This is a genomic window from Shewanella algae, assembly GCF_009183365.2.
Classification (GTDB): Bacteria; Pseudomonadota; Gammaproteobacteria; order Enterobacterales; family Shewanellaceae; genus Shewanella; species Shewanella algae.
The window spans coordinates 1,616,292-1,641,468 of the sequence record NZ_CP068230.1; the positions used below are offsets into that span (position 1 = coordinate 1,616,292).

The 25,177-nt window shown below is 45.0% G+C and carries 26 protein-coding genes; 18 read left to right on the forward strand and 8 right to left on the reverse strand.

Annotated features, from left to right (window positions below):
- Window positions 1–18: 18 nt before the first annotated feature.
- From E1N14_RS07235 to E1N14_RS07250, 4 genes are read left to right on the forward strand one after another with little or no spacing between them, the layout of a single operon-like run.
- A complete protein-coding gene (locus E1N14_RS07235; RefSeq protein ID WP_081782960.1) occupies window positions 19–1,083 on the forward strand; it encodes a glycosyltransferase family 4 protein in 1,065 nt (354 codons plus the stop codon).
- 12 nt (window positions 1,084–1,095) lie between these two features.
- The gene (locus E1N14_RS07240) at window positions 1,096–2,292 is read left to right on the forward strand and encodes a glycoside hydrolase family 88 protein (RefSeq protein WP_082813113.1); all 1,197 of its coding nucleotides are present in this window, start codon (window positions 1,096–1,098) and stop codon (window positions 2,290–2,292) included.
- 2 nt (window positions 2,293–2,294) lie between these two features.
- Window positions 2,295–2,729 carry an acyltransferase gene (locus tag E1N14_RS07245; protein WP_025011099.1) on the forward strand — a complete coding sequence of 145 codons (435 nt, stop codon included), beginning with the start codon at window positions 2,295–2,297 and terminating at the stop codon, window positions 2,727–2,729.
- Window positions 2,722–3,435: a WecB/TagA/CpsF family glycosyltransferase gene (locus E1N14_RS07250; RefSeq protein ID WP_025011100.1), complete on the forward strand. Its 714-nt coding sequence runs from the start codon at window positions 2,722–2,724 to the stop codon at window positions 3,433–3,435. Before E1N14_RS07245 ends, E1N14_RS07250 begins: the two co-directional genes overlap by 8 nt.
- A gap of 995 nt (window positions 3,436–4,430) precedes the next feature.
- Here E1N14_RS07250 and E1N14_RS07255 read toward each other — a convergent pair.
- Window positions 4,431–5,120 carry an IS110 family transposase gene (locus E1N14_RS07255; RefSeq protein ID WP_152134881.1) on the reverse strand — a complete coding sequence of 230 codons (690 nt, stop codon included), beginning with the start codon at window positions 5,118–5,120 and terminating at the stop codon, window positions 4,431–4,433.
- Window positions 5,121–5,619: 499 nt separating this feature from the next.
- Here E1N14_RS07255 and wecA point away from each other — a divergent pair, with 499 nt between their 5' ends.
- From wecA to E1N14_RS07285, 6 genes are all read left to right on the forward strand, one after another.
- Complete coding sequence (wecA, locus tag E1N14_RS07260) at window positions 5,620–6,663, forward strand: UDP-N-acetylglucosamine--undecaprenyl-phosphate N-acetylglucosaminephosphotransferase (RefSeq protein WP_062793891.1); 1,044 nt, start codon at window positions 5,620–5,622, stop codon at window positions 6,661–6,663.
- Between the two features lie 64 nt (window positions 6,664–6,727).
- Window positions 6,728–7,612 (forward strand): UTP--glucose-1-phosphate uridylyltransferase GalU, encoded by an 885-nt coding sequence (gene galU, locus E1N14_RS07265; protein ID WP_025011882.1) that lies wholly within the window; start codon window positions 6,728–6,730, stop codon window positions 7,610–7,612.
- 159 nt (window positions 7,613–7,771) lie between these two features.
- Window positions 7,772–8,791 carry a dTDP-glucose 4,6-dehydratase gene (rfbB, locus tag E1N14_RS07270; RefSeq protein WP_025011883.1) on the forward strand — a complete coding sequence of 340 codons (1,020 nt, stop codon included), beginning with the start codon at window positions 7,772–7,774 and terminating at the stop codon, window positions 8,789–8,791.
- Window positions 8,792–8,844: 53 nt separating this feature from the next.
- Window positions 8,845–9,720 carry a glucose-1-phosphate thymidylyltransferase RfbA gene (gene rfbA, locus E1N14_RS07275; RefSeq protein ID WP_025011884.1) on the forward strand — a complete coding sequence of 292 codons (876 nt, stop codon included), beginning with the start codon at window positions 8,845–8,847 and terminating at the stop codon, window positions 9,718–9,720.
- 70 nt (window positions 9,721–9,790) lie between these two features.
- Window positions 9,791–10,954, forward strand: a complete 1,164-nt coding sequence (locus E1N14_RS07280; protein WP_025011885.1) for a nucleotide sugar dehydrogenase — start codon at window positions 9,791–9,793, stop codon at window positions 10,952–10,954.
- A gap of 41 nt (window positions 10,955–10,995) precedes the next feature.
- On the forward strand, window positions 10,996–11,997 hold the full coding sequence (locus E1N14_RS07285) for an NAD-dependent epimerase (RefSeq protein ID WP_062793893.1): 1,002 nt from the start codon (window positions 10,996–10,998) through the stop codon (window positions 11,995–11,997).
- A gap of 89 nt (window positions 11,998–12,086) precedes the next feature.
- Here the strand turns inward: E1N14_RS07285 and E1N14_RS07290 are convergent, their stop codons facing one another.
- Entirely contained in the window at window positions 12,087–12,560 is a 474-nt protein-coding gene (locus E1N14_RS07290; RefSeq protein ID WP_025011886.1) for a copper resistance protein NlpE, read from the reverse strand.
- 209 nt (window positions 12,561–12,769) lie between these two features.
- Here E1N14_RS07290 and rfbC point away from each other — a divergent pair, with 209 nt between their 5' ends.
- The 3 genes from rfbC to E1N14_RS07305 all read left to right on the forward strand — a co-directional run bounded on the left by rfbC (window position 12,770) and on the right by E1N14_RS07305 (window position 16,597).
- Window positions 12,770–13,333 carry a dTDP-4-dehydrorhamnose 3,5-epimerase gene (rfbC, locus tag E1N14_RS07295; RefSeq protein WP_025011887.1) on the forward strand — a complete coding sequence of 188 codons (564 nt, stop codon included), beginning with the start codon at window positions 12,770–12,772 and terminating at the stop codon, window positions 13,331–13,333.
- Between the two features lie 392 nt (window positions 13,334–13,725).
- A complete protein-coding gene (katG, locus tag E1N14_RS07300; RefSeq protein WP_062793890.1) occupies window positions 13,726–15,969 on the forward strand; it encodes a catalase/peroxidase HPI in 2,244 nt (747 codons plus the stop codon).
- Between the two features lie 379 nt (window positions 15,970–16,348).
- Window positions 16,349–16,597, forward strand: a complete 249-nt coding sequence (locus tag E1N14_RS07305; protein WP_025011888.1) for a DUF3297 family protein — start codon at window positions 16,349–16,351, stop codon at window positions 16,595–16,597.
- Window positions 16,598–17,215: 618 nt separating this feature from the next.
- Here E1N14_RS07305 and E1N14_RS07310 read toward each other — a convergent pair.
- Entirely contained in the window at window positions 17,216–17,890 is a 675-nt protein-coding gene (locus tag E1N14_RS07310; RefSeq protein WP_152134882.1) for a hypothetical protein, read from the reverse strand.
- Between the two features lie 226 nt (window positions 17,891–18,116).
- Here E1N14_RS07310 and E1N14_RS07315 point away from each other — a divergent pair, with 226 nt between their 5' ends.
- Window positions 18,117–19,442, forward strand: coding sequence for a MarR family winged helix-turn-helix transcriptional regulator (locus tag E1N14_RS07315; protein ID WP_025011890.1), 1,326 nt, complete (start codon window positions 18,117–18,119; stop codon window positions 19,440–19,442).
- A 161-nt stretch (window positions 19,443–19,603) separates the two neighbouring features.
- Window positions 19,604–20,215, forward strand: coding sequence for an inovirus Gp2 family protein (locus tag E1N14_RS07320; RefSeq protein ID WP_025011891.1), 612 nt, complete (start codon window positions 19,604–19,606; stop codon window positions 20,213–20,215).
- 256 nt (window positions 20,216–20,471) lie between these two features.
- Here E1N14_RS07320 and E1N14_RS07325 read toward each other — a convergent pair whose 3' ends face one another.
- From E1N14_RS07325 to radC, 5 genes are all read right to left on the reverse strand, one after another.
- On the reverse strand, window positions 20,472–21,197 hold the full coding sequence (locus E1N14_RS07325; RefSeq protein WP_025011892.1) for a lecithin retinol acyltransferase family protein: 726 nt from the start codon (window positions 21,195–21,197) through the stop codon (window positions 20,472–20,474).
- 69 nt (window positions 21,198–21,266) lie between these two features.
- Window positions 21,267–21,827, reverse strand: a complete 561-nt coding sequence (locus tag E1N14_RS07330; RefSeq protein ID WP_025011893.1) for a site-specific integrase — start codon at window positions 21,825–21,827, stop codon at window positions 21,267–21,269.
- A gap of 108 nt (window positions 21,828–21,935) precedes the next feature.
- Window positions 21,936–22,343, reverse strand: a complete 408-nt coding sequence (locus E1N14_RS07335) for a DUF2787 family protein (RefSeq protein WP_051547189.1) — start codon at window positions 22,341–22,343, stop codon at window positions 21,936–21,938.
- A 73-nt stretch (window positions 22,344–22,416) separates the two neighbouring features.
- Complete coding sequence (locus E1N14_RS07340; protein ID WP_025011895.1) at window positions 22,417–22,779, reverse strand: hypothetical protein; 363 nt, start codon at window positions 22,777–22,779, stop codon at window positions 22,417–22,419.
- Window positions 22,772–23,263, reverse strand: coding sequence for a RadC family protein (radC, locus tag E1N14_RS07345; RefSeq protein WP_025011896.1), 492 nt, complete (start codon window positions 23,261–23,263; stop codon window positions 22,772–22,774). The genes E1N14_RS07340 and radC overlap by 8 nt, the downstream gene beginning before the upstream one ends.
- Window positions 23,264–23,408: 145 nt before the next feature.
- Between radC and E1N14_RS07350 the strand changes: the two genes are divergently transcribed.
- The 3 genes from E1N14_RS07350 (at window position 23,409) to E1N14_RS07360 (ending at window position 25,129) form a co-directional block, all read left to right on the forward strand.
- A complete protein-coding gene (locus E1N14_RS07350) occupies window positions 23,409–23,618 on the forward strand; it encodes a helix-turn-helix transcriptional regulator (RefSeq protein ID WP_025011897.1) in 210 nt (69 codons plus the stop codon).
- 169 nt (window positions 23,619–23,787) lie between these two features.
- Window positions 23,788–23,997 (forward strand): AlpA family phage regulatory protein, encoded by a 210-nt coding sequence (locus E1N14_RS07355; protein ID WP_025011898.1) that lies wholly within the window; start codon window positions 23,788–23,790, stop codon window positions 23,995–23,997.
- Between the two features lie 196 nt (window positions 23,998–24,193).
- The gene (locus E1N14_RS07360) at window positions 24,194–25,129 is read left to right on the forward strand and encodes a restriction endonuclease (protein ID WP_025011899.1); all 936 of its coding nucleotides are present in this window, start codon (window positions 24,194–24,196) and stop codon (window positions 25,127–25,129) included.
- Window positions 25,130–25,177: the final 48 nt, after the last annotated feature.

Genomic DNA, 25,177 nt, shown 5'->3' on the forward strand with positions numbered 1-25,177 from the left:
ATTTGGATTGTATTCCTCATGAAAGTTTTAGTTTGTTGTCCTAGTTTTGATGTTCTTGGTGGTGTATCTAATCATTACTATGGATTAAGTAAATATTTGGGAAATGATTTCTCATTTCATTTCATCGGTAATAGAGGGGGGCGAAGATATGCATTTTTTCAGTTTTTGATTGATTTTATTAAGTTTCTTTTTTCAAAAGATTTTTTATTGTCCGATGTGGTATTACTGAATCCGTCACTTGGGAAAAAATCCCTTGTTCGTGAATCTATCTATTTGTGCGCATGTAAGTTGTTTTCAAAAAAAATTATACTTCATTTTCATGGTTGGAACCCTACTTTTTCTAGTTTAATAAGTAATACTATGCCTTTATATGTTCGATTAATATTGAAAGCAGATTTGATTATTTTACTTTCTAAAGAGCATGTTTCTACACTTAGAGGTTGGGGATATAATGGGCCTATTTCGTTCTCTACCACAAAGGTTGATGATGAAATGTTGAACCCAAATAATGTAATATTTGATAGTCCTGTTCTTTCATCCGATTCATCTGATGTCAAACTTTTGTTTACTGGTAGGCTTGTAAAGTCTAAAGGTGTATGGGAATTAATTTATGCTTATGAAAAATTAATTTCTAGTTTAGATAAAACTATATCACTACATATTGTTGGAAGTGGTACGGAATATGATAGTCTAGTTCGCTATTGCACTTCTTTCAAGAGGGTGTATTTCTGGGGGCATCAGCCTCATGAACATTTATCTTCTTTCTACATACATTCAGATATATTCGTACTTCCTTCATATACAGAGGGCATGTCAACTTCTGTTCTTGAAGCAATGGCATTTGGTTTGCCAATTGTTTCAACTCCAGAAGGAGGTATTAATGATTACTTTATAGATGGTAGAATGGGTTTTTTTTGTGAGAAGAAAAATATAGAATCTCTTCGAGTAAAGCTTACTGAATTAATAAATCATCAGGATGCTATGAGCAGTATATCTAAATTTAATATCGAATTTTCAAAAAATAATTTTTATGCATCGAAAGTTGCTCGTAACTTAAAATCAATAATTAACTCCCATTTTTAGTTGAGTTTGTATATGTCATATAAAATAGAAGATATTTTATCACTTTCATTAAATAGCTGTAAAGATAAGATGTATTCGGGTTGGGACCCTTATGACGGACTTAATTCGAAAGTGTTTGATGTGTTACCTTTTACTAATAGTGTCTTGTTTAGAATGGCTTGGATACAGTTATTTAAACACTCCCCCATTAATTTACGGAAGCTCTTATTGGTCGAACAGGGAGAAAATCCTAAAGGTTTGGCTCTTATTCTAATATCTTATTGTAATATTTATGATTTTTTGAGCTTAAAGAACATTTCTACGGTTGGTAGTTGGTCAAAAGAGAGTCTTTTATTAGAGATTAATTATATCTCCAATAGAATTTTAGAGTTACGTTCTCCCAATTTTGATAACTTTTGCTGGGGTTATAATTTTCCATGGCAGTCAAAAGCATTTTATCTACCTAGGTGGTGTCCTACAGTTGTTGCATCATCATTTGTGGTTGATGGGTTACTACGTGCGTATGATATTACTGGTGAGCCAGCTCTTCTATCGGCTTCAATATCTTGTAGCGAATTTGTTAGGCTTGATTTAAACCATATTAGTAATGGGGATGGTATTGGTTTTTCATATTCTCCACTTGATAATCGTTTGGTTTATAATGCATCTCTATTAGGTACCCGTTTGTTGGCAAATGTATATAAATATACTAATGACCCCATTTTATTGAAGTTTGCTAAGAAATCTATAGACTCTACCCTTCCTGCTTTTAATAAAGATGGTTCAATTGATCATAGTATTCAAGTTGGAAAATCGTGGCGCGATAATTTCCATACTGGTTTTAAATTGGAGTCTTTAGCACGTTATATTGATTATACTAATGATAATTCTTATGAATATTTCCTATTAGAAGCAAAAAAATATTGGCTTGAAAATTTTTTTTCTGATGATGGTACTTGTCATTATTTTGATGATTCTGTATATCCCCTAGATATACATTGTCCTGGTCAGTTTTTCTCAACCTTATTCCATATAGATAAAGATAAAGAATATGCTGATTTGGCAGAAAATGTTTATAAATGGATGCTTGATACATTCTATTCACGAGATAAAAATATGTTTCTGTTTCAGAAAAAAAAGCATTATAAAATTAACATACCTTATATGCGGTGGGGACAGGCATGGGCTATATATGGTTTATCTTTCTATCTTTTGTATAAGGATGTTTAACAATGGTTTTTGTTCGTGGATTGTTAAGGTTGGTAGTTATAAATTTTAAATACATTGTTTTTAAGTATTTGTATAAGATGGATATTTCTCCAAAATGCCGTATTTCTGTAGGAGTGAAGTTAGATAAAACTTATCCCAAAGGGATCCATGTTGCTGATGGAGCATATATTGCTTCAGGAACTATAGTTTTTAGTCATGACTTTTGCCGAGGCATTAAAACTGATACTTATATAGGTGAAAATGTGTTTATTGGTGCTAATGTAATTGTTATGCCAGGTGTTAATATAGGTAGAGAGACAGTTATTGGAGCGGGTTCTGTTGTAACTAAAAACATTCCAGCTCACAGCATTGTTGCCGGTAATCCGGCAAGAATAATCAAATCAGGCATTTCCACAACTAAGTTTGGGAAAATTTCTCAGGATATTAGTGATGTATAAGTACCCTATAGATGGCATTATGATTACAGGTTATCCATCTTTATCTGATGCAGTAGAAGATATAGTTACTAATTATGTTGGAATCTGCTCTTCAGCGACGGCGGTTAATCCTGAAAAGATTATGATTTCAAGGCAGGACCAATTCCTAAGAAGCTCCTTGTGCACATCTGAAATCTGCTATCCAGATGGTATTGGTGTTGTAAATTTATTAAATAAGAAATCTGGGAAGTCATTTTCCAGAATTCCAGGCTGCGAACTATGGGAATCATTAATGGTTTCAGCTGCTGATAGACAAGTACCTGTCTTTTTAATAGGGGGTACTCCAGCAGTGATAGATGAGACTGTTAAAAAATTGAAGGATACTGTTTGTGCTAATATTGTTGGCTCAAGCCATGGCTATTTTGAAGATGATCATTTTTTAATTTCCCAAATTATTAATAGTGGGGCTAAGATTGTTTCGGTTGCTATGGGTTCCCCAAGGCAAGAGTTATTTATTAATAAATGTCGCTCCCAAAAAATAGATGCTTTTTTTATGGGGGTTGGTGGTACTTATGACGTGTATACTGGTAATGTAAAACGAGCGCCGAAACTATTTCGTGACAATGGGTTTGAATGGCTGTATCGTTTGATTGTACAACCTAGGCGTATATTTCGTCAGTTTAATTTGATTAAGTTTTATTTTTTGTCTTTTTTTAATAAAATATAATTCATTTTCTGGTTTTGATTGTATGGTTTAATATGTGTTTTGATACTTACTATCTGAATTTGGGGCTCACTTATCTATACTATGTAATAGTCAAGTACTGGGGTACCCATCATAATTAGAACAGCAGTTGTGTGAACGAAACGGAAGTATCTATGCATTGCCCCTCATTAATGTTGTGTTGTTATTCGATAGTTCAACTTCTTTCCCCAATCTAACAATCTACAACACGGGCCGATATCGAACGGTGTTGGCTTGGAAGTGTTTTTGCTAACATTAATGCAGAATAATGATAACAATGATCCATAAGTCTATCTAAGTCAGCATGTCGATGCGCAGTAATACATTTAACCGCTTCGGACTGCCTCAGTCCTATGCTTTATTGTGGATTCTTTAAGTCTCGAAAGGCTTCTTTAATCTGGATTCGTTTAGCGTAGAACTTTGTGACTTGGACTGAGTTGAAATGCTTGGTGGTAAGTGAGTTGCCAATAACCATGGCTCTTTGCTACTCCTTTGGCAACTTGCTTGGGCGGTATATTTTCTTTTGAGTAGCAGCGAGCTTCATGGCCTTTTTTGCCTTGTGCAGGTGTAAATGACGGGGCAATGGGCTTGTAGGGGCGAAATTATCACGGCCGATGTATTTGGCTTTGCTCGTTGCCGTTGGGTGGCGCTACTTTTTTGAGTGCCATTGATGCGCCCCAAAATGCTGGTAGCTGATGTCACCACGGCCCCCTCTGCAGGATTGTTGTTACTGTTAGAATTTAACCAGTTTGGATGGCGATGAGTAAACCAAGAATTGCGATAGCCAACATCGGTGACTATTGGCTGACTGTGACTGTTTGGAAGCTCTTTTACCAGCTCATTCAGAAAAAGCATTATGACTGCGAGGTGCATCACTGTAATCATTGAATTCAAAGGTACGTTCATAAAGTACCACGCTGCGCCCCTGAATACTAATGGAAGCGCGCAATGTCATTAGCCTTAGTTGTCAGCCCAATCTATAACGATGCACCAGCGGGTAGTGGGTACCAACGCCAGCTTTCGGCTAGGCTTTGCAGTTCCAATTCCAGCCGTTGCAAGCGCTCATAGCGCTCGGTAACGATATGAATGTAATGCTGAAAGGTGATTTTAGTAGCACTTTGCGGAAAGTTGATATCAGCCAGGTGGCGTCGATAGGCCTCGGTCCAGTTTTGCCGACCTGTGCAGGGATGACCATGACGCAGCAGAAGGGATTTCAGCCGTTGCCGTGCCTGGCGCAAATCGAGCATGGCATCTTCCCGGCAGCGGATAAGGTCGCGGATAGCTTCATCCCGCTCATCCGGAACATAAATAGAGTGCAAATCGCCGCTACGCGCTAACCTGGCCAATGTCATGGCATCGCGTTTATCGGTTTTGACCCGGTCGCCCGGAGCTTTGGGGATGAGTGCCGGCGCGACCACCCAGCATTCAATGCCACGGCGCAACAGATGGCGATAGAGCCAGAAGCCACAGGGACCAGCCTCATAGATAACACAGAGCTTGCTGGTCTTGACTGTTTGATTTTTAATGAGTTTATCGAATGAACGCAGGTTGGTTGGGATTGTGCCATGGTAATGCACGGTCTCAGCAGACTTATCAGAAACCCAGGCCACGTCAGTGGTCTCCTTGTGTACGTCCAACCCGATAAAAAGTGTGTTAGCTTTAGACATGTCGGCCTCCTGTGATTGTTTGCCTATTGGATTAATAAACAGTGGGGCTCTGGTTTAACTAATCCACGAGAAAACTCGGAGGCTAACACCTACACAGGGAATCATTATGTCTAAACAAAGTTATAAGACTTGGTATATTTGTTCGTCAGACAATCTCGTAAAGCAACTGAAAATCTTGAGAGTATTGCGTTTGAGGCATAACGCCTACCCTTGGTGCTATAACTGGTACAGTGAATTTTTGTGAAAAATTAATAAAGTTGAGGTTGGTGGCATGGCATTTAATGCTTTATTTTTTTGTAACTGGTTCATGTTTGGTGAATTGGTATTTTATAAGTAATCTTTATTTGTGAGAGATTAATGGTGTTTTTATTCTGGCTTCTAGTTTTTTTTGGGAATTGTATCTTTTTATATTGCGATTATACTATCAGGCTGGTGGTTTTTTGCGGTATGGGCAGTATAGTTTCGTTGTCACTCTATATAGCTTAAGGAAGAGGGTATCATGGAATGCTTTACATTGTTTTTTGCTGTGTTTTTCTTAACTTGCATTGTGATTAAGTTGTTTCAACCAGTTGCGCAAAAAATTGGTTTGGTAGACTTGCCGAATGAAAGGAAAACACATGTTGGTGCAATACCATTGATCGGCGGGATATCTATATGTTGTAGTGTTGTTATTGTTTCTAGTGTTTTTTTTGAACAAAGCCAATTGTTCAATCTTTATTTGATTTCTGCTGCACTTATACTATTTTTGGGCGTATTGGATGATAAATATGATTTGTCTGTTCGAGTCAGGATTGTTGCACAAATTATCACATCCTCGATTCTTATTTTTGGCGCGGGATTTTATCTTACCTCTTTGGGGAATATTGTCTATTTCTTTGAGTTGAAACTTGGTTACCTAGGTGTTTTTGTTACGGTATTAGCTGTTATTGGTGCTATAAATGCTTTCAATATGGTTGACGGTATTGATGGCTTAGCTGGTATGTTGAGCCTCGTCACGTTTACTTCTCTTGCATTTTTATTTTACATTGCCGGAAGTCATTGGTTTGTTTTGCCACTACTTTTTATAGGCGCCATTGTTGGTTATTTGATATTCAATTTGAGGTGGCCTTTTGAGTCCGTTCAGAAAATATTTATGGGTGATGCAGGGAGTATGTTGATCGGATTGACTGTAGTATGGTTATTAGTATTAGGTGTTGAAGATGATGTGCGAGTATTTGCACCAGTTACTGCCTTGTATTTGATTGGTATTCCGCTAATGGATATGGCTGCGATCATGTATCGTCGTGTTAAAAAGGGGATGTCACCCTTTAAACCCGATCGGGATCATCTTCATCACATCTTTGAAAGAGCTGGTTATAGTCGTAAGCAAACCTTGATTCGTATAACCATAGTATCCATAGGCTTGGCAGCCATTGGGATAGCGGGCGAATGGTTGAATGTGCCCGAATGGATTATGTTTGTTGCTTTTTTAGCTATTTTTACGGCTTATAACTGGGCTTTAGCCCATGTTTGGCAAATACTGACTTGGCTTCGAAAAGCTTAGCTTATTGTATGTCGCGAAAATCCTTTCTATTGGATTTTTATGTGTTTATATTAACGGAATTTTTATGAAAGTTGTTATTCCCGTAGCGGGACTTGGTACCCGTATGCTTCCTGCGACTAAGGCTATCCCGAAAGAGATGTTGCCACTTGTTGATAAACCGCTTATTCAATACATAGTGAATGAGTGTGTTGCAGCCGGTGTGAAAGAGATTGTGCTGGTGACTCATGCCAGTAAAAACGCGATCGAAAACCATTTTGACACATCATATGAGCTTGAGTCGACGCTTGAGAAGCGAGTAAAGCGTCAGTTGCTCGATGAGGTGCAATCAATTTGCCCTAAAGACGTGACTATTATGCATGTACGTCAGGGCGAGGCTAAGGGACTCGGTCATGCGGTGCTTTGCGCAAAACCTTGTATAGGCAACAGTCCTTTCGCGGTTGTGTTACCTGATGTGATTTTGGATGAGTATAGTGCCGATCAGAGCTCTGAAAATCTGGCGGCGATGATCAAACGCTATAAAGTGGCTCAAGCTAGCCAAATCATGGTGGCTCCAGTACCTCAAGATGAAGTAAACAAGTACGGTATTGCTGATTGTGCTGGGGTAGACATTGCACCTGGAGAGTCATCAATTATTAAGGCGATGGTTGAGAAGCCTGCCGTTGATGAAACACCATCAAACTTAGCTGTTGTTGGTCGTTATGTTTTGTCAGAAAAAATCTGGGATTTGCTGGCTAAAACCCCCGCTGGTGCAGGTGATGAGATCCAATTAACAGACGCAATAGACATGTTGATTGAATCAGACACAGTTGAAGCCTTCAATATGACAGGTAAGTCTCATGACTGTGGTGATAAGCTTGGTTATATGACAGCGTTTGTCGAATATGGTTTGCGTAATGAAAAGCTGGGTAAAGAGTTTCGTCAGCAACTATTGAATTTGCTAGCGCAATAGACTTTACTTTAACTTCAAGTGAATGCTCACTTTTTCTTAAAGTGGGCATTTTCGTTTTCAGCAGATTAGATTCGAGGAAGTGTTGCGAAATTGTTCATAATTTATCACTCAGTCATAGTCATCTCGCATGGCTAAACTCATCAAATCTGGTAGTGAAAAATGAAGATACTGGTCACAGGCGGGGCTGGATTCATTGGCTCTGCAGTTGTTCGTCATATTATCAACCATACTCAAGATAGCGTAATTAATGTCGACAAGTTAACTTATGCAGGCAATCTCGAGTCTCTTGTCAGCGTAGAGAAAGATAAACGATACGCTTTTGAACAAGTTGATATCTGTGACCGAGCAGAATTAGACAGAGTGTTTGAGGAACATAAACCGGATGTTGTTGTCCATCTTGCAGCGGAAAGCCATGTCGACCGTTCAATCGGTGGCCCAGCTGCTTTCATTCAGACCAATATAGTGGGCACTTACACTTTATTAGACGCCGCTCGTAGTTATTGGCAGGGGCTTTATGGTGTTCAAAAGGCTAACTTTCGTTTTCTCCATGTTTCCACAGATGAAGTCTATGGTGATCTAGATTTGTTAGATTCATCATTTACTGAAAACAATCGATATGCACCAAGTAGCCCATATTCTGCATCCAAAGCTTCCAGTGATCATTTGGTGCGTGCGTGGTATAAAACCTACGGCTTACCTGTAGTTATCAGCAATTGTTCAAATAACTATGGCCCTTATCAACACTCAGAAAAGTTAATCCCACGGATGATATCCTGTGCGCTGGAAGGTAATCCTTTGCCAATATATGGAAGAGGGGAGCAAGTAAGAGATTGGCTTTATGTTGAAGATCATGTACGAGCATTGTATAGCGTTCTAACTCAAGGGTGTATAGGTGAAACCTATAACATAGGCGGGCAGAGCGAGAGGCGAAATATTGATGTTGTGAGGGCTATCTGTACTCTTTTGGAAGAGTTTGCCCCTAACAAGCCCCAAGGTTTGACACAGTATGAGCAGTTGATTAGTTATGTTGCGGATAGGCCTGGTCATGATATGCGCTACGCTATAGACGCCAACAAGATTCAAACTGAATTAGGTTGGCAACCTTATGAGTCTTTTGAATCAGGTCTACGTAAAACAGTTGCTTGGTATGTCAATCGTCGTAAAAGTGCTGGACAGTAATATTGTGACCGTAACGAGTGTGCTGGAACGGTTTCAGCAGATAAAAGGTAGCCATGAAAGGCATTGTATTAGCTGGCGGTACAGGTAGCCGTTTGTTTCCTACTACTCGTGGGATATCCAAGCAGCTACTGCCCGTATTTGATAAGCCGATGATTTATTATCCTTTATCGGTTCTTATGTTGGCGGGTATTCGTGAAGTTCTCATCATAACCACTCCTCAGGATAGGACCGCATTTGAGCGTTTACTTGGTGATGGAAGTGCTTATGGGATTAGACTTGAGTACTTGGTTCAGCATGAGCCCCAAGGGATTGCTCAAGCGCTGATTTTGGCCGATGATTTTTTGAAGCAGCAACCTTGTTGCTTAATCCTTGGCGACAATATCTTTTACGGCCAAGGGTTCACCGGTCAGTTAAATAATGTAATGACGAAACGTGCCCGAGATATAGGCGCAACTGTTTTTGCTTGCCAAGTGAAAAATCCTCAGCGCTTTGGGGTCATTACATTTGATGATTCTGGAAAGCCTCTATCGATTGAAGAAAAACCTTTGAAGCCTAAATCTAATTGGGCACAGACAGGTTTGTATTTTTTAGATGGAAGAGCATCAGACATTGCCAAGAGCTTGCAACCTTCTGCGCGAGGCGAGCTCGAGATAGTAGACCTTATCAATCATTACTTGATGGAAAACGTCCTAGATGTTGAGTGCTTGGGTCGAGGGTTTGCTTGGCTTGATACCGGTACCGTAGAGTCGCTTCACCAGGCTGCATGTTTTGTTCAGAGTATTCAAACATTGCAGCAAGTAAAGATTGCTTGTCTTGAGGAAATAGCCTTGCGACAGCATTGGATATCCAAAGAACAACTCAGGCAATACGCGATATCTATGGGAAGCAGTGAATATGCAGCCTATCTTTGCTCCTTACTCGATTTATGAATTCTGTCTTGTATCGGTCGTTTTTCTCCTGTGCTAAGTTAGCGTACAGCATAAGCCATTGGGGAATAAAATGAAGATAGTGGTTGTTGGTACGGGTTATGTGGGCTTGTCAAATGCGGTGTTGTTGGCACAACATAACCAGGTGTGGGCTTTGGATGTCTCCTCGGAGAGGGTGGCAATGGTCAATGCCGGGCGCTCGCCCATCGCCGATGAGCTTATTGAACAGCACTTGGTGAGCAATAAGTTGCAGTTAACTGCCACAACGGACAAAGAAGTCTATCGCGGTGCAGATTATGTCATCATTGCAACACCGACTGATTATGACCCCAAGACTAACTACTTTGATACCAGTACCGTCGATGAGGTGACGCGGGACATTGTCGCCGTTAATCCCTCTGCTTGCATTGTAATTAAGTCAACTGTGCCAGTTGGTTTCACCAGAGCATTACGTGAGAAGTACAACTCGGCCAATATCATATTCTCACCTGAGTTTTTGAGAGAAGGCAAAGCCTTATACGATAACCTCTATCCTTCGAGGATCATTGTCGGCGAACGTTCTGAGCGGGCAGAGCGCTTTGCTCATCTGCTAGCTGAAGCCGCGCTAAAACCAGATATTCCGGTACTTTTTACCGGCAGCACAGAAGCCGAAGCCATTAAGCTTTTTGCCAACACATACTTGGCCATGCGTGTGGCTTATTTCAATGAGCTGGATACTTACGCTGAAACCCATGGGCTGGATACCCGCCAGATAATTGATGGTGTGTGTTTGGACCCCAGGATTGGGAGTCACTATAACAACCCATCATTCGGTTATGGTGGCTACTGTTTACCGAAAGATACCAAGCAACTGCTTGCCAATTACAACCAGGTTCCCAACAATTTGATTGCGGCCATAGTGGATGCCAATAGAACTCGTAAGGACTTTATTGCGGACTCTATTATTGCCAGAAAGCCCAAAGTGGTTGGGGTGTATCGGCTGATAATGAAGTCTGGCTCAGATAACTTCCGCGCTTCTGCAGTGCAAGGTGTGATGAAGCGGATAAAGGCCAAAGGGATTGAAGTGGTGGTTTACGAGCCGGTACTTGAGGAGAATGAGTTTTTCCGTTCGCGAGTGATAAGCGACTTGGCTGAGTTTAAGCAGGTCTCTGATGTGATTATTTCCAATCGCATGGTCGATGAGCTAAGGGATGTTGCCGATAAAGTCTATACCCGGGATCTGTTTGGAAATGACTGAATACAACGCAGAAGGGCTGCAAGTTGAATGAGGCCAACAAAATGAAATATCTGGTTACCGGCGCAGCCGGCTTTATCGGTGCCCGAGTTTGCGAACGGCTTTGTGAGGCAGGGTGCGAAGTGGTTGGTATCGACAATCTCAATGATTACTACGATGTCAGTTTAAAACAGGCCAGATTGCAAAAGCTGGCTGACTTTAACCATTTCCAATTCCAAAAGCTTGATCTTGCAGACCGGGAAGCCATGGCTGAACTCTTTGCCAAAGGTGGTTTTAAGCGGGTTATCCACTTGGGTGCCCAAGCCGGCGTCCGTTATTCGATTGAAAATCCCTATGCTTATGCAGACAGTAATCTTGTTGGCACTCTTACTGTGTTGGAAGGGTGTCGTCATCACGGCATAGAGCATTTGGTGTACGCCTCTTCCAGCTCTGTTTATGGCCTGAACAAGAAGATGCCGTTTGCGACAACGGATTCGGTTGATCATCCAGTTTCTTTTTATGCGGCGACCAAAAAAGCCAATGAGATGATGGCTCATAGCTATGCGCACCTATATGGCTTGCCAACAACGGGACTGAGGTTTTTCACCGTCTATGGCCCATGGGGGCGCCCGGATATGGCACCTATGCTGTTTGCCGATGCCATTACCTCTGGCAGGCCAATCAAGGTGTTTAATCAGGGGGATATGAGCCGTGACTTCACCTTTATTGATGATATTGTCGAAGGCATTATCAGAGTGGCCGATAAAGTGCCAAAGGCACAAAGTGATTGGACGGTAGAGCAGGGCACTCCGGCAACAAGCAGTGCTCCATATCGCGTGTACAACATAGGCAATGGCAGCCCGGTTCGTTTATTGGACTTTATCAGCGAGCTTGAAGCAGCACTCGGGCACAAGGCCGAAAAAATTATGCTTCCTATGCAAGATGGTGATGTTCAGGCCACTTGGGCAGATACCGAAGATTTATTTAAAGCTGTGGCTTACAAACCACAAGTTGGGATCAGTGAAGGGGTGAAGGCTTTTGCTGATTGGTATAAAGCCTTTTATTGATAAAGAGCCATAGTGCACTTCAGATCTGAAGCGCACTATGGCTTGACTTGGCTGTCCTAGCTTAACTATGCAGCTTTACACTGTGCCAATTACTGTTCTTTATTCAACCTATAGTTATCCGCCAGGCTGCCGGTGATGCGGTTGCCTTCTCTATCCAGCATAAACAGCTGATTTTCCCCTACCAGATATTTACTGCCATCCTCGAGGGTGATTTTGCTGCCGCTGGCATCCCAGGTGAACTTACCGCTTTCGCTGAATATGCTCTCGTCCTTACCTTGATACACTTGCTGCAGGCGATAGCTGTTGTCTCCCTTGAGCGTCAGCGTGGTTTCTATTCCTGAGCAATCTGCACAGGGCAGCAGCCCTTTATAACTTCCTTCCCAATCCAGCGCATTTTGGCTGGTATCACCCATTGGTACTTGCGCTGTTTGCTCGGCGGGGGCTGTAGCCGTTTCTGTTTGGCTGTTAGTGGCTGGAGATTGTGTCTCCTGGTCTTGGCAAGCCGCCAAGCCAAGCGCCATACCACTCGTCATCAATAACGCAAAAATAGTGGACTTGTTCATGGTTTATTCCCTTAAGTTACCTAAGTTGGCCTTCAGGCTAGCACAGCTGTTTTGGCGGGAGTAAGGCTTTTGTCACACCATCTGGGTTACGGTTCAGAGCATATTCAGTCACGTAACCGGCTTGTTTACGCAATGCAATGGAAAGGCTATCGTCCTATGACTGCGACTCCTGCTACAATCCCTTCAATTACCGTTTTTTGTGTCTCTTGATGAAAGCTCAATCTCTCCCTTTATCCGGTCTGATATTGTTTACGCCCGAGATCTTCAGCGATACCCGGGGCTATTTTATGGAGTGCTTTCGAGCCTCCGGTTTTGAAAAAGCCTTAATGGATTCCGGTCAGGCTGCTGTCACTTTAGTGCAGGAAAATCACAGTTGCTCTGGCGCGGGAGTGCTTAGGGGGCTTCATTTTCAGCGCCAATATCCCCAGGGTAAGTTGATTCGGGTTATCAGCGGTGAGATCTACGATGTCGCCGTCGACATTCGTCCCCAATCTCCCACTTTTGGAAAGTGGCACGGTTTGTATTTATCGGCACAGAACCGCTGTCAGCTGTGGATCCCACCAGGGTTTGCCCATGGTTTTTATGTGACCAAGGGCCCGGCCGAGGTGATATACAAGTGCAGCGATTATTATCAGCCCGGCGATGAAGGTGCCATTGTCTGGAACGATGCTGACTTAGCGATAGACTGGCCGCTGAATATCGCACAGGGTGAGCCATTACTCTCTGCCAAAGACAGACAGGCCAAGCCCTTTTGCGCTCAAAAGTGGGTTTAAACACGAATACTTGATAGTAGTTACTGACTTCCAATCTTTGGCTTAGAGAATGGTTAAGCAGAATGGCTTAATAGCAGGTTTGTGTTTTTGAGATGGCTGAAATGGCGTCAATCTCACCGGGTTAGGAATGTACCGGAGATAGTTGGGTAACTACAGAATACCATTCTCTAAATTAGTTGATACTTCTTTTTAGATTACGACAATCTGATTTAATCGTTAGTCGCGAATAAGTTTCCTCACTACCTTGGAGTGAACAGCGGCAGGCCGTATTCGCCGCTGTTTAACTGTGCCCGTTTGTTAAGGCGTGCTAACCAAAGGCGCCGGCATTCGCGGCACTTGAATCGGGAAAGTGGCTTATCCCACGCCCTTCACCAAGGAAGAGGACTTCCAACATGAAATCAAGTATCCCATCTCTGACCGCGGTGGCGCTGTCTGTCGCTATGGTTTTTGGCGCAGCCGCTACCCAAGCGGCGCAGTCGCAATCGGCTGTTCAGCCTCAGGCCGCAACAACCAACGCCTACTGGTGGCCGCAGCAACTGGATCTATCGCCGCTGCGCCAGCACGGCGCTGAATCCAATCCCTACGGCGCCGATTATGATTATGCCAAGGCTTTTGGCTCTTTGGATTTGGACGCCGTCAAAGCCGATATCAAAACCACGTTGACCACGTCCCAGGACTGGTGGCCCGCCGATTATGGTCACTATGGCCCGTTCTTTATCCGTATGGCCTGGCACAGTGCCGGTGTTTATCGCATCTTTGACGGTCGCGGTGGTGCCAGTGGTGGCCAGCAACGTTTTGAGCCTCTCAACAGTTGGCCCGATAACGTCAGTCTCGACAAGGCTCGCCGCCTACTTTGGCCAATCAAACAAAAGTATGGCAGCCAGATCTCCTGGGCTGACCTCATGGTACTGGCGGGTAACGTATCCCTGGAGTCCATGGGTTTTAAAACCTTCGGGTTTGCCGGTGGCCGCACTGATGACTGGGAAGCCGAAAAGGTTAACTGGGGCGCCGAAAAACAGTGGCTCGACAATAAACGCCACAATGAAAAGGGTGAGTTGGCAAAACCCTTGGGAGCCACCCAGATGGGGCTCATCTATGTGAACCCTGAGGGGCCTAATGGCGTGCCCGATCCCTTGGCATCTGCCCAGGAAATACGTGATACCTTTGGCCGTATGGCCATGAATGATGAAGAAACCGTGGCGCTGATCGCCGGTGGTCATACCTTCGGTAAGGCTCACGGCGCCCATGATCCTGCCAAGTGTGTCGGCGCAGAACCCGCTGCCGCCGGAATAGAGGAGCAGGGTCTTGGCTGGAAAAACCGCTGTGGTAAAGGTCACTCGGAAGATACGGTTTCCAGCGGCCTGGAAGGTGCCTGGTCTTCCAACCCCACCAAGTGGACCATGGAATACTTAACCTGGCTCTACACCTTCGATTGGGTTCAAACAAAGAGCCCGGCCGGCCACATTCAGTGGATCCCTGCCGATGGCAAGGCCGCCAATTTGGTGCCTGACGCCCATATCCCCGACAAGCGTCATGCTCCCATCATGTTCACCAGTGATATCGCGCTGAAGGAAGACCCGATTTACCGCGAAATCACGACCCGTTTTCTCAACAACCCGGCCGAGTTTGAGCTGGCCTTCGCTAAGGCTTGGTTCAAGTTGACCCACAGAGATATGGGGCCGAAGACCCGCTACCTGGGCAAAGATACGCCTACTGAAGATCTGATCTGGCAAGACCCTATCCCAGCCGTCGATCATGTCTTGATCGACGCGGCCGATACCAAACAGCTGAAAGCGGCCATTTTGGATTCAGGCCTCAGCGTGCCTGAGCTGGTGAAAACGGCTTGGGCCGCGGCGTCATCTTTCCGTGGCACAGATATGCGTGGCGGCGCCAATGGTGCCAGAATCGCTTTGAAGCCTCAGAGCGATTGGGCGGCAAATGATCCCAAGGCATTGGCGAAAGTCGTTGGTAAACTTGAGAAAATCCAAAAGGATTTCAACAAGAAAGCCAAGGGTGGTAAAAAGGTGTCGCTGGCCGATCTCATTGTATTGGGCGGCAGTGCAGCCATAGAAAAAGCCGCGGCCGATGCCGGGGTTAAAGTCAATGTTGCCTTCCATCCCGGGCGTATGGACGCGACTCAGGCCCAAACCGAAGTGAACTCCTTTGCCGTGCTTGAGCCCAAGGCCGATGGCTTCAGAAACTATTTCAGTGATCAAAGCCCTGCATCACCGGCCGAAGCTCTGATTGAAAAGGCGAACTTCCTTAACCTGACGGTTCCTGAAATGACGGTATTGGTCGGCGGTCTCAGAGTGCTGAATGCCAACAGCGGCGGCAGCAAGCATGGGGTGTTCACCCAAAGCCCAGGCAAGCTCAGTAACGATTTCTTCGTTAACCTGCTGGATATGTCCACTCGTTGGGAAAAGGGCAAGGAGGCTGGTCTCTATCAGGGCCTTGATCGTCAGTCCGGCAAACTCAAATGGACGGCTACGCCGGTCGACTTAGTGTTTGGTTCCCATTCAGAACTCAGGGCCGTTGCTGAAGTGTATGCCGCAGACGATGGCAAGACCCGCTTTGTTGAGGACTTTGCCAGAGCCTGGACCAAGGTGATGGAGCTGGATAGGTTCGATTTGCAGTAATCGTTGACGGCTGATGTAAACAAGTAAGATAAGGGGATAATCCACCCCATGAAATTGGCGCAGGCTTTGGCTTTGCGCCGATTTTTCTTGGGGCTTTCCCAAGTACTATTTCTATTGGATTTGGGGATGAGCTGTTCGGCCATTAGAACAACTTCAGCTGCCGGCTCGTCGCATACGCCGTTAATTGTTTGGAACGAGACTCTATTGATTCACATATCAACGGGCGTGCAATCGAGTAACCCATGGCCAAACAACCAAGTTGGCTGATTGGATTGATAAAAAGGGCATAAACCGTGTGGATAAAGCCATTCGCCGCTATTGAGCCAGATTGGGGGATTGCCTACAATATTGCGAGTTTTATTTACCCAAGATGAAGATTATGACCGATACCAAAGTACCACCCGCTCTGCCGGATCGCCTTTCTATCAACCCACGCAGCCCACACCATGTGGCCGAAGTGTTTGAGTTCGATGTGGGCATTCGCATCAATGGCAAAGAGCGCAATGACGTGGAAGAATACTGCATCAGCGAAGGCTGGATTAAAGTCGCCTCTCACAAAGCGCTCGACCGCCGCGGCCAGCCCCTGCTAATGACCATCAAAGGCACAGTAGAAGCTTTTTATAAGTAAGCTTATCTGCCAATTAACCCCTGAGGGCTATCCGTAAGGATGGCCCTTTTTTGTTACTTGGAAATTGAACTGCCAAGGTCACAGACCTTCGGGAGTACTGCCAAACCGTGAGCTGGAAGCGGTTGTAGCTGTCAACTAATTCCGGACAGTAAGTTAAACCTATCCCCGGTTTGAACAGGAGTAACTTATTCCCACCATTATCTATCCTGCCACTAGGGCCATTTGTTGGTGTGAGGTTCTCAACTGGGCAGTAGTTAACTTGCAGAGGAACGGTCATCCCGCCGATAGTAATGCCACTTGCAGTAACTTATTGGAGAACATTGGGAACTAAAATTGAACACGTGGGCAATCGGTGGACAAAACCAAAAGAAAAAGGGTTAGCATTTCTGCTAACCCTTTGTTTTATTTGGTGGGGCGGCGTCATCTGAATTTGCTTTTTATCTTTTTGTTTTTAAATGATTTATAGTGATTTGACTTTATCTTTGGTACACCATTTGGAATACCAAGTCTTAATGTGCACTACTCTTTCAAATTTCTATTGATTTTTAATTAGTTATGAAGAACTCTCCTTTTGGAATTGAGTTCAGCATCCTAAACGTTGATTTGGTTACTTTGGGGCTACTTGCTGAAAGCAGAGTAGTATAACTTTGTTGCCTCAATCAACTTTTGAGTATCAATATATTGGTCTCGCTCATTTGCTAAATAGATAAGATCGTAAAGTGTGGCGATGCAGTGCGTTAGATCATCATTTTGCACTTGTAATTCTTGGATTGCTTGAGAGTCTTTCTCTGTAGTTGGTGGCCTTTTCAACCGAAGCTCCAGTTTCTTATGTTCAAGGGCCATTTGCTTGATTAGATTTTTTTCTGCCTTTTTGGCTTTTAGCTCTTGTTTAGACGCTAAGAACTTTTCATACCCACCGTTTATCAACAGTGTAAGGATTTCCGCTTTCTTCTGCCCACGGCACATTTCGTCAAGTTGATTTAACACGGCTTTGGGCATGCTGACTGACAGAGTACCAATTTTCTTTTCCTTGCGATGTCGCATTACACGCCAAGCGTTCCCCATCGCTCGGGAAAGATTCTTGATGTCACTGGCACTTAAATGATGAGCCTGAATGTGATTTAAGAGTACAAGTTTAATGTTCTCCATACTGGGCGAGCACTCAGTAATCTGGATTTGTTTTTGCTTTAACAGATAGCGCCTGACCCACTCTCGCGCAGCAGGCGTGTCTACATTGAGAAAATCGAATCGTTTAAGGATATCTGGAGATGATAATTGGTGGTCTTTCAACATAAAAAGTAGCCCAAGCTGAGTTATTACATGTAACATAACATGTGTTACATTTGCTGAACAATGGCTGTTTTATTGAGTTTTATGTGGTATATCTGACCAAACATATAGGCAAACCATAATTCAGTAGATGCATCTCTTAAACTCAATGACTGGTGCTTCACCAGAAACTAGGTTTGTCCTGTTTGCTTGTGCTGCTCGTCTCGGTCATGCCTTTCAATCAGGGGTAATGGATGAGCTCGCAGCTCATTTGGGGATATCGAAACGCCATCTTGGAGTAGCTTTAGATTACTTGGTGAGGGAGGGATATCTTTGGAAAATAAAGAGCCCTTCTGATGCGCTTGAAGGTGACCGGAGAAAAGTTCGTTTCTACTATTATCTCACTCCCGAAGCGAGGCTAATGTGGTCTGTATGGACCGCCGAGGAGTGTAGCTGGAAGGATGAAATTGACCATGTACTCAGTCTTCCAAAATCAGTTGAGGCCGCTGGTTCTAAAAAACGGGTAGCCATAACTGTGCAAATGCGGTTGGTCTGGATAGCACTATTAATGGCGTCCAACAGGGCTGGATATGTTGTCGGTGTTGACTTTGGTACCTTAAGCAAGATGCTGGGAATGTCAAAAGAGCAGTTTTACCGAGCGGCTAAGGCATTATCCCGCAAAGGTGTAGTATCAATTGCAGTAAGCCACTTAGCACGCACTCCTCTGTTTGGACCAACACCTCCTGTATACAAACTCCAACCTCAGTCGACAAAATGGAAATTAATAAAGTTGGGGGTTTCGCTCGGGGATAGTCAATTAGCCCCTCTTAGATTCTTATTTAAGCTTGAGGATTTTTATCTGAAGGCTGCAAAGCATTCGCGAAAAGGACGATTGCCTTCCCAGTCATCTTATTTGCCAGATCATAGATATTTTGAATTAGCGAAGATTTTTCATAATCAGAAGCTTCGGGCCTTGGTTTACCATGTTTGCAGGTCGGCAATTTTTTTACTCGCCCCATGCTATTCATCGATTAGTGAACGAGCTGATTTACAGGATGAGCCTAATCAGACGAGGAGAGACTCGGAAGTAGCGCTACGTGAGCAGGTTATGTCTATATTAGCCAATGGCTTGTCTTCCATGGATATGAAGAACTTTGCAAAGGCGAACAAGAAGCAGATAGTAGATGAATCATCTGATGTTGACGGCGCTTATTGGCTTGGAGTGTTTACCCTCCGTGAGTTGACGAACGAGGTGGCCAATTTAGTCCAACTAGTCTCACGGCAATTGCGAGTATTTGTTGGCTGTTTGGGTGGCGAACTACGTGTGTTGGAACACCAAAAGAATGAGCATATGGCCACTATATTACACGATCAGGCTGTATCTTTTTTGGAGCTTCACACAGAGCCAGGAAAAGAGCCGAAGCAGGTATGGGTCACTTCCTGCGTGTTGAGTGTGCTTGTTCCTAATGAAGAAAAATACGACAACTGCTTGGTGTTAGGTGATGTGTTGTTGATGACTAACTCCAGAGTGACTCATCCTTCCATTCAGCAAGTGGACAAGCTCATTTGTTACTGATTTAGTGAGCTTCCCAAGCTTTGCTGATTCGGATTAGTAGTATATTAACAATAAAGGGGATTCTATTTAGTATGCGTTTATTGGAAAGGGTATCTAGCAAGCAACAGTAAAACTCTACTGGCAGTAGTCATCATGTGAATCAATCACGAAGGATGACTATCATGTTCCATTTAAACGCTTTCTCAGCCATAGCCAATCGCTCCCTTTGGATTCCCGAGTACCTTGAGATTATTGAAAGGACACTGGATTTATCTTTGGCGCAATTTAACCGAGTGTGTGTGCTGAGATTTGACCTAAGGTTTCCTGAGTCAGAACAGTACTGTGACCCTAGGGTAATCTCCCGTTTTATTGACTCATTCAAAGCCCATATAACGCCATGGGATCGACAGCGAGCCAGCGAACATCCAATAGGTTTTGGCTATGTTTGGTGCCGGGAGAAAGAGACCTCGCAGAACTGGCATTATCACGTGGCATTCGTTTTCAACAAGGATGCTGTCTGTGGCTTTGGACAGACAGTGTTTGGCAGGAGTAACACCTATAACCGAATATTGAAGGCTTGGGCCAGTGCGATTGGGGTTCCAGTGGATAATGCTATTGGGCTGGTTCATGTCTGTGAGAACGGCGTGTATTGGCTAGATAGAAATTCAGATGAGTTCCCTCTGCAATACCAGGCTGTGATGCAGCGCTGCAGTTACCTCGCAAAGGCGGCTACTAAGGACATCTACGATGGTTGCCGCAATATAGGTTCGAGTCAGCAGTTGTTTATGGGATGAGCCGCATTCAGCATCGATGCTGAATACGCAAAGATGATCGCTCAATTTTATAAGTGGAGCATTCCATTCAGTACCGGTCATTGTTTTGTTGGCTTTGCTGGTGTTTTTTGCAGACGTGACGATAAAGACGTTGTTGATCATCTTTTCGTTATCGAAGAGCCATTATTGACCTAACAATGTTTACCATCCCCATGTCATCGACACAAATATTGAAGTGGCTCTAGGGCTTAGATATCTAAGCCCTAGAGCCAAAGTCTCAATGACGTAGCCAGCTCCAGATATCCTTGCCAATATCCACAATTGCCACAATACCGTCTCCGGTAACTTCAAGGGGTTTGACTATGGTGCAATATACAGCCGTTTCCAATGAACCTTTGACGAGTGATGTTGCAGCTTCACTATAGTTTCCTGCTCTTAAATGCCCGGAGGACGTACTCAGTGTTTCACTGGTGCCATTGATAAAAGTCTCAAGTGGTTTGGCGACCAAATCGCCTGGAGTCCCAATGGCCCTGTTCACTGCATCCGGTAACCCAATGTATTCACCGACGGCTTTGGCTGCTGTTGATGCAAGGGCAATATTGGCCAGGCTCCCTTGTGCTGCACGTTGAGCGGCACAGCCAAGCAATCCCGCTCGAGCTGTCACTTGTGCTGTGAAATGGAGGTTGTTACTGACCTGATTGGACGTTTCTGTTTCATCGATACACCAGTTGACGAAGTGTTCACAGTTATTGCTGAGCAGGTCATAGGGCCTGCAACCCAATTGGCTTTCTGCTCGCTTCACAGCACCGTCTCTATCATATGCAATCGCTTTGCGACGAACCTTGGCCCCACCCGAGAATTCACTCAGGCTGAGTTGCTCAACAAAACCATCTTTACGTTGATGGATAACTTGATCATGGCCAACACACAGACCATGGTGTTCAGTCAATCCAAGCGGATCGATATTGGTAACCAGATGATCACCGGCTTTGAATTTCTTCATGTTGTACTCCAAATAAAAAGAGAGCAGCGCCCTTTTAGGCAACTGCTCTCAAGTGGGAAAGGTTTAGGGTTAGATTTCCAGTTCAATAAAGTCGCGGTCTATCTGTTGTTGGGTAATGCCGATGTAACGCAGCGTGACCGCTTCCGATTGGTGCCTGAGCATACGCATCACTCGGCCAATATCCTTGCAGGACTGGTACAAGTGGTAACCGCGAGTTTTACGCATTGAGTGGGTCCCTAACGCAAGCCTGATGTCTTCACCAACGAAGGCAAAGGCTTTGGTCACGGCTCGACGACTGAGCGGCTTAGGCGCTGCATGTTGCATCTGCTGGCTACGGTAAGACTGAAACAGATAGATGTGGTCCGGGTGACGCTGGCGAATAGCGTCGATCAAAGCCTTGGTTTTGGCGTTGAGTTTAATGTCGGCTCTTTTACCGGTTTTTTGCTCAATGATGCTGAGCCTGTCACCTTGGATATCACTGAATCTGATCGCCAGTAGATCAGAGATCCGCAGCGCCAGATTAAGACCGATATTCCAGACATCAGCCATCTGCTGACCAAAGTGACGTTCAAGCAGGTAGCTGATAAGCTTGATGGTATCGCGGCTTTTCACCGCCTCGACTTCTTTCATGGTGAAGTTCCCTCATTTGGCTATTTGATGAATATGGGAACCAGCCTCTTGCCAACCCCTATTGGGCCTGGGTTTGCTGGTGCCCACAATACCTTTTTGAGAACCACTTCAGTGGGCCTGCACTTTGACGACATAAGCGTCGATGGCGACATAGCTGAGGAAGTTCTTGAGCAGCAGTTGCACCAACCCCGCGACTTCCCGCAAAGGCCGAGTTCCGTAGAAGGTGCTGTAAACCTCCTGAGCCTGAAAATGCACGTCAATCTCCCGCTCCAATTCCGGCATGACCCGACCATAGAAAGCGAAGTCGGTAAAGTAGCTGAGTGCCCAGGCATCGCCCTGACGACTCAAACCTATCTCCACCGGATGGAAGCCACCCCGCTCGGCGTTGTAATCCGGATCGGCAAAATTGAGGGTGATAAAGCGGGCTTTCTGGGTTTGATAGTCCTTGGCGTGCATCTTTAGCAGTTCATAAAAGTCGGCGGGTAAGGTCAGAGCCTGGTACTGGATAATGTTCATATCGATTCTCCAAAAACAAAAAGCCCGCTTGGTGGATGCCAAGCGGGCAGGGGATAGATAAAAGGTTTGGGATTCAGCTGTGGGCGCTCCAATTCGGTTGGGTATTGGAGCCGTGATTGAAGTAGCAGCCGTTGATCACCTTAAGCCAAGGACCAAACGGCACGCCGTAAGTGTCGCAGCGCTGCAGGTAGCGACAAAAGCCGATTTCCCTGGGAATGTGACCATTCATATCTTTGTGAGACACATACAACACGGTTTTGCGCAGTGACGTTAATGGCATCACCTGGGGAGCGCCAATTACCTCGCCTGTGTCATTCAGCGGTCGCTCGAACGTGGGCAGGGTAAGCTCTCTGAGTAGATACGCCCGCAATTCAGGGAATGCCTGACAGGCTTCAGCCACCGCAGCCTGCGAAAAGCTGTCGGTAAACTCAATCATGGTGCCTTCCCTCCAGCCAACCTCGCTCCGCAAACGACACACATTGGTCGCCCACCACAATGTGGTCCAGCACTGGCACATCTATGGTACCGAGAGCGTTGATTAACCGCTCGGTGATACGCCTGTCGGCCTGAGAAGGTTCGGCAACACCGGAAGGGTGGTTGTGAGTGAGGATAACTGCCGCTGCATTGCAGCTCAGTACCGCTTTAACAACTTCCCTGGGATAAACACTGGCAGCATCAATCGTGCCGTAAAACAGCTCGGTGAACTCAATTAATCTGTGCTGGCTGTCCAGCATCATGACCGCGAATACCTCGCGCTCATGTTGATGCAACTTGAAGCGCAGAAAGTCCATGGTAGCGCTTGGGTTGGTGAATACGTCACCTCTAACATAGCGCTCGGCGATGATGCCGGCCGCGGTTTCGAGGATTTGACTGGATGTGTGAGACCAGTTGTTGCTGGGTGCAGAAATGGTTCTGTGCATATCGCCTCCTTGATGATGACTCTGGTTTATGCACAGGGGTGATATATATCTGAAAATGTTTCGAAAAGCGGGCTGCAGAGTGGATGCGGAAAAGTTAAAAATTACTGACAGCGCTTATGTGATGAGTCAATAACAGGAGCTCATCATGAGATTAATTAAACTGAAAGAAGTACTGAACCTGACAGCCCTGTCCCGCGCCAGTGTTTACCGCATGATGGCTGACGGAAAATTCCCAAGCTCTGTATCCCTCGGCGAGCGCTCCGTTGGCTGGGTAGAAGAAGAGATTTTGAACTGGATAGAAGAGCGAATTGCCGCCAGGGACGATGGCCAAAATACATCGAAAGCGGCTGCATAGATAGTTATTGAAACGTACTGGAAGATACTTTGTCGATACTCGCTATATACTTGAGTTTGAATGACGAACCCCTTCCGCCTGCGGCCTACTCTAACTTCACTCTAAATACCATGTTGGCAGACCGAATAGTCTGCCAACATGGGGGACTGGAGTTTGACAGAAGCACAGTATGAAACTCATCAAGTTGAAGCACGTCATTGAACGCACCGGCCTTGGCCGTTCATCCATCAACAACTACATGGTGGCAGGCTACTTCCCTAAGTCAGTGGAGCTAGGTTCCCGGCTGGAGGCTTGGGTAGAGGATGAGATAGATGAATGGATTGCTGATAAAATCAGCAAACGAGACGCGAGTAGTACCCAACTAATCAAACCTGCTTAAGGCTTAACCAAAGTGGGATTCTGTGGCCCGTCGCACTGGATAGGGTTCGCTGACTCTGGCACAATCATCCATCAGTATTAAGGGAAATTAAGTCACTGGCATCTATCAAAAAATCGTCATGAGAATGACCGGTTGTCAATGGCGTGTGGTCCAAAGCAGTATCACCTTAATCTAAGATTTGATAAGAGGCACAGGGATGGTCGAGACAATTCCGAGTTACGAAGAGATGATGCCAGCGGTACTGAAGGTACTGACTGACGGGCAGCAAAAACCGCTTAAGCAGGTTTATGATGAGGTCGTTGCCCTCTATGGCTTTTCTCTGCAGCAGCTGGAACTCCTTCTGCCTAGTGGTAAACAAACCTATATCCGTAGTCGCATTGGCTGGGCCAAAACCTACATGGTTAAGGCCGGTCTGATTAGCCAGCCAAAGCGAGGTATGTGTGAGATCACCCAAAGAGGACTAGACGCATTGGCAAGTGGTCAGTTGATTAACAACGATTACCTGGCCAAGTTTGATGACTTTAACGACTTTCGCTGCGCACACACTGCCCGGCCCTGCCAACCATCCAATCGCGCCCGTGCCATTAGTGTCAGCCACAACGATGATAACCAAACACCCACTGAGTTGATGGCAAAAGCCTTCTCCGCTCTAAATGCTGCCCTGGCCGATGAACTGCTTGAGCAAATTCACAGCCTGCCACCCAAGTTCTTTGAGCAACTGGTGGTCGATTTAATGCTGGCCATGGGCTACGGCGGCAGCCAAAAGGATGCAGGGCAGGCGACTCAGTACAGTAACGATGGCGGTATAGATGGCATCATCAAGGAAGATAAACTTGGGCTTGATTCCATCTACCTGCAAGCCAAACGCTATCGCGATAACGCAGTCGGCAGGCCGGATATCCAAGCCTTTGCTGGTGCGCTCGATATGCACCGCGCCCGCAAAGGGGTGTTTATCACCACTTCGAGCTTCAGCAAAGATGCTCGCGACTTCGTCACCATGATTGAAAAGCGCATAGTGCTCATAGATGGCCGTGAACTTGCGGCGCTTATGATAGAGCACAATGTTGGCGTTTCGACTCGCGAGCTATATGCCGTAAAGGCGATAGACTCAGATTATTTTTTGGTAGACTAGCCAACTTTTACTTTGTATTTATTTTCGCCTGAGTGAATTTAGGCCCCC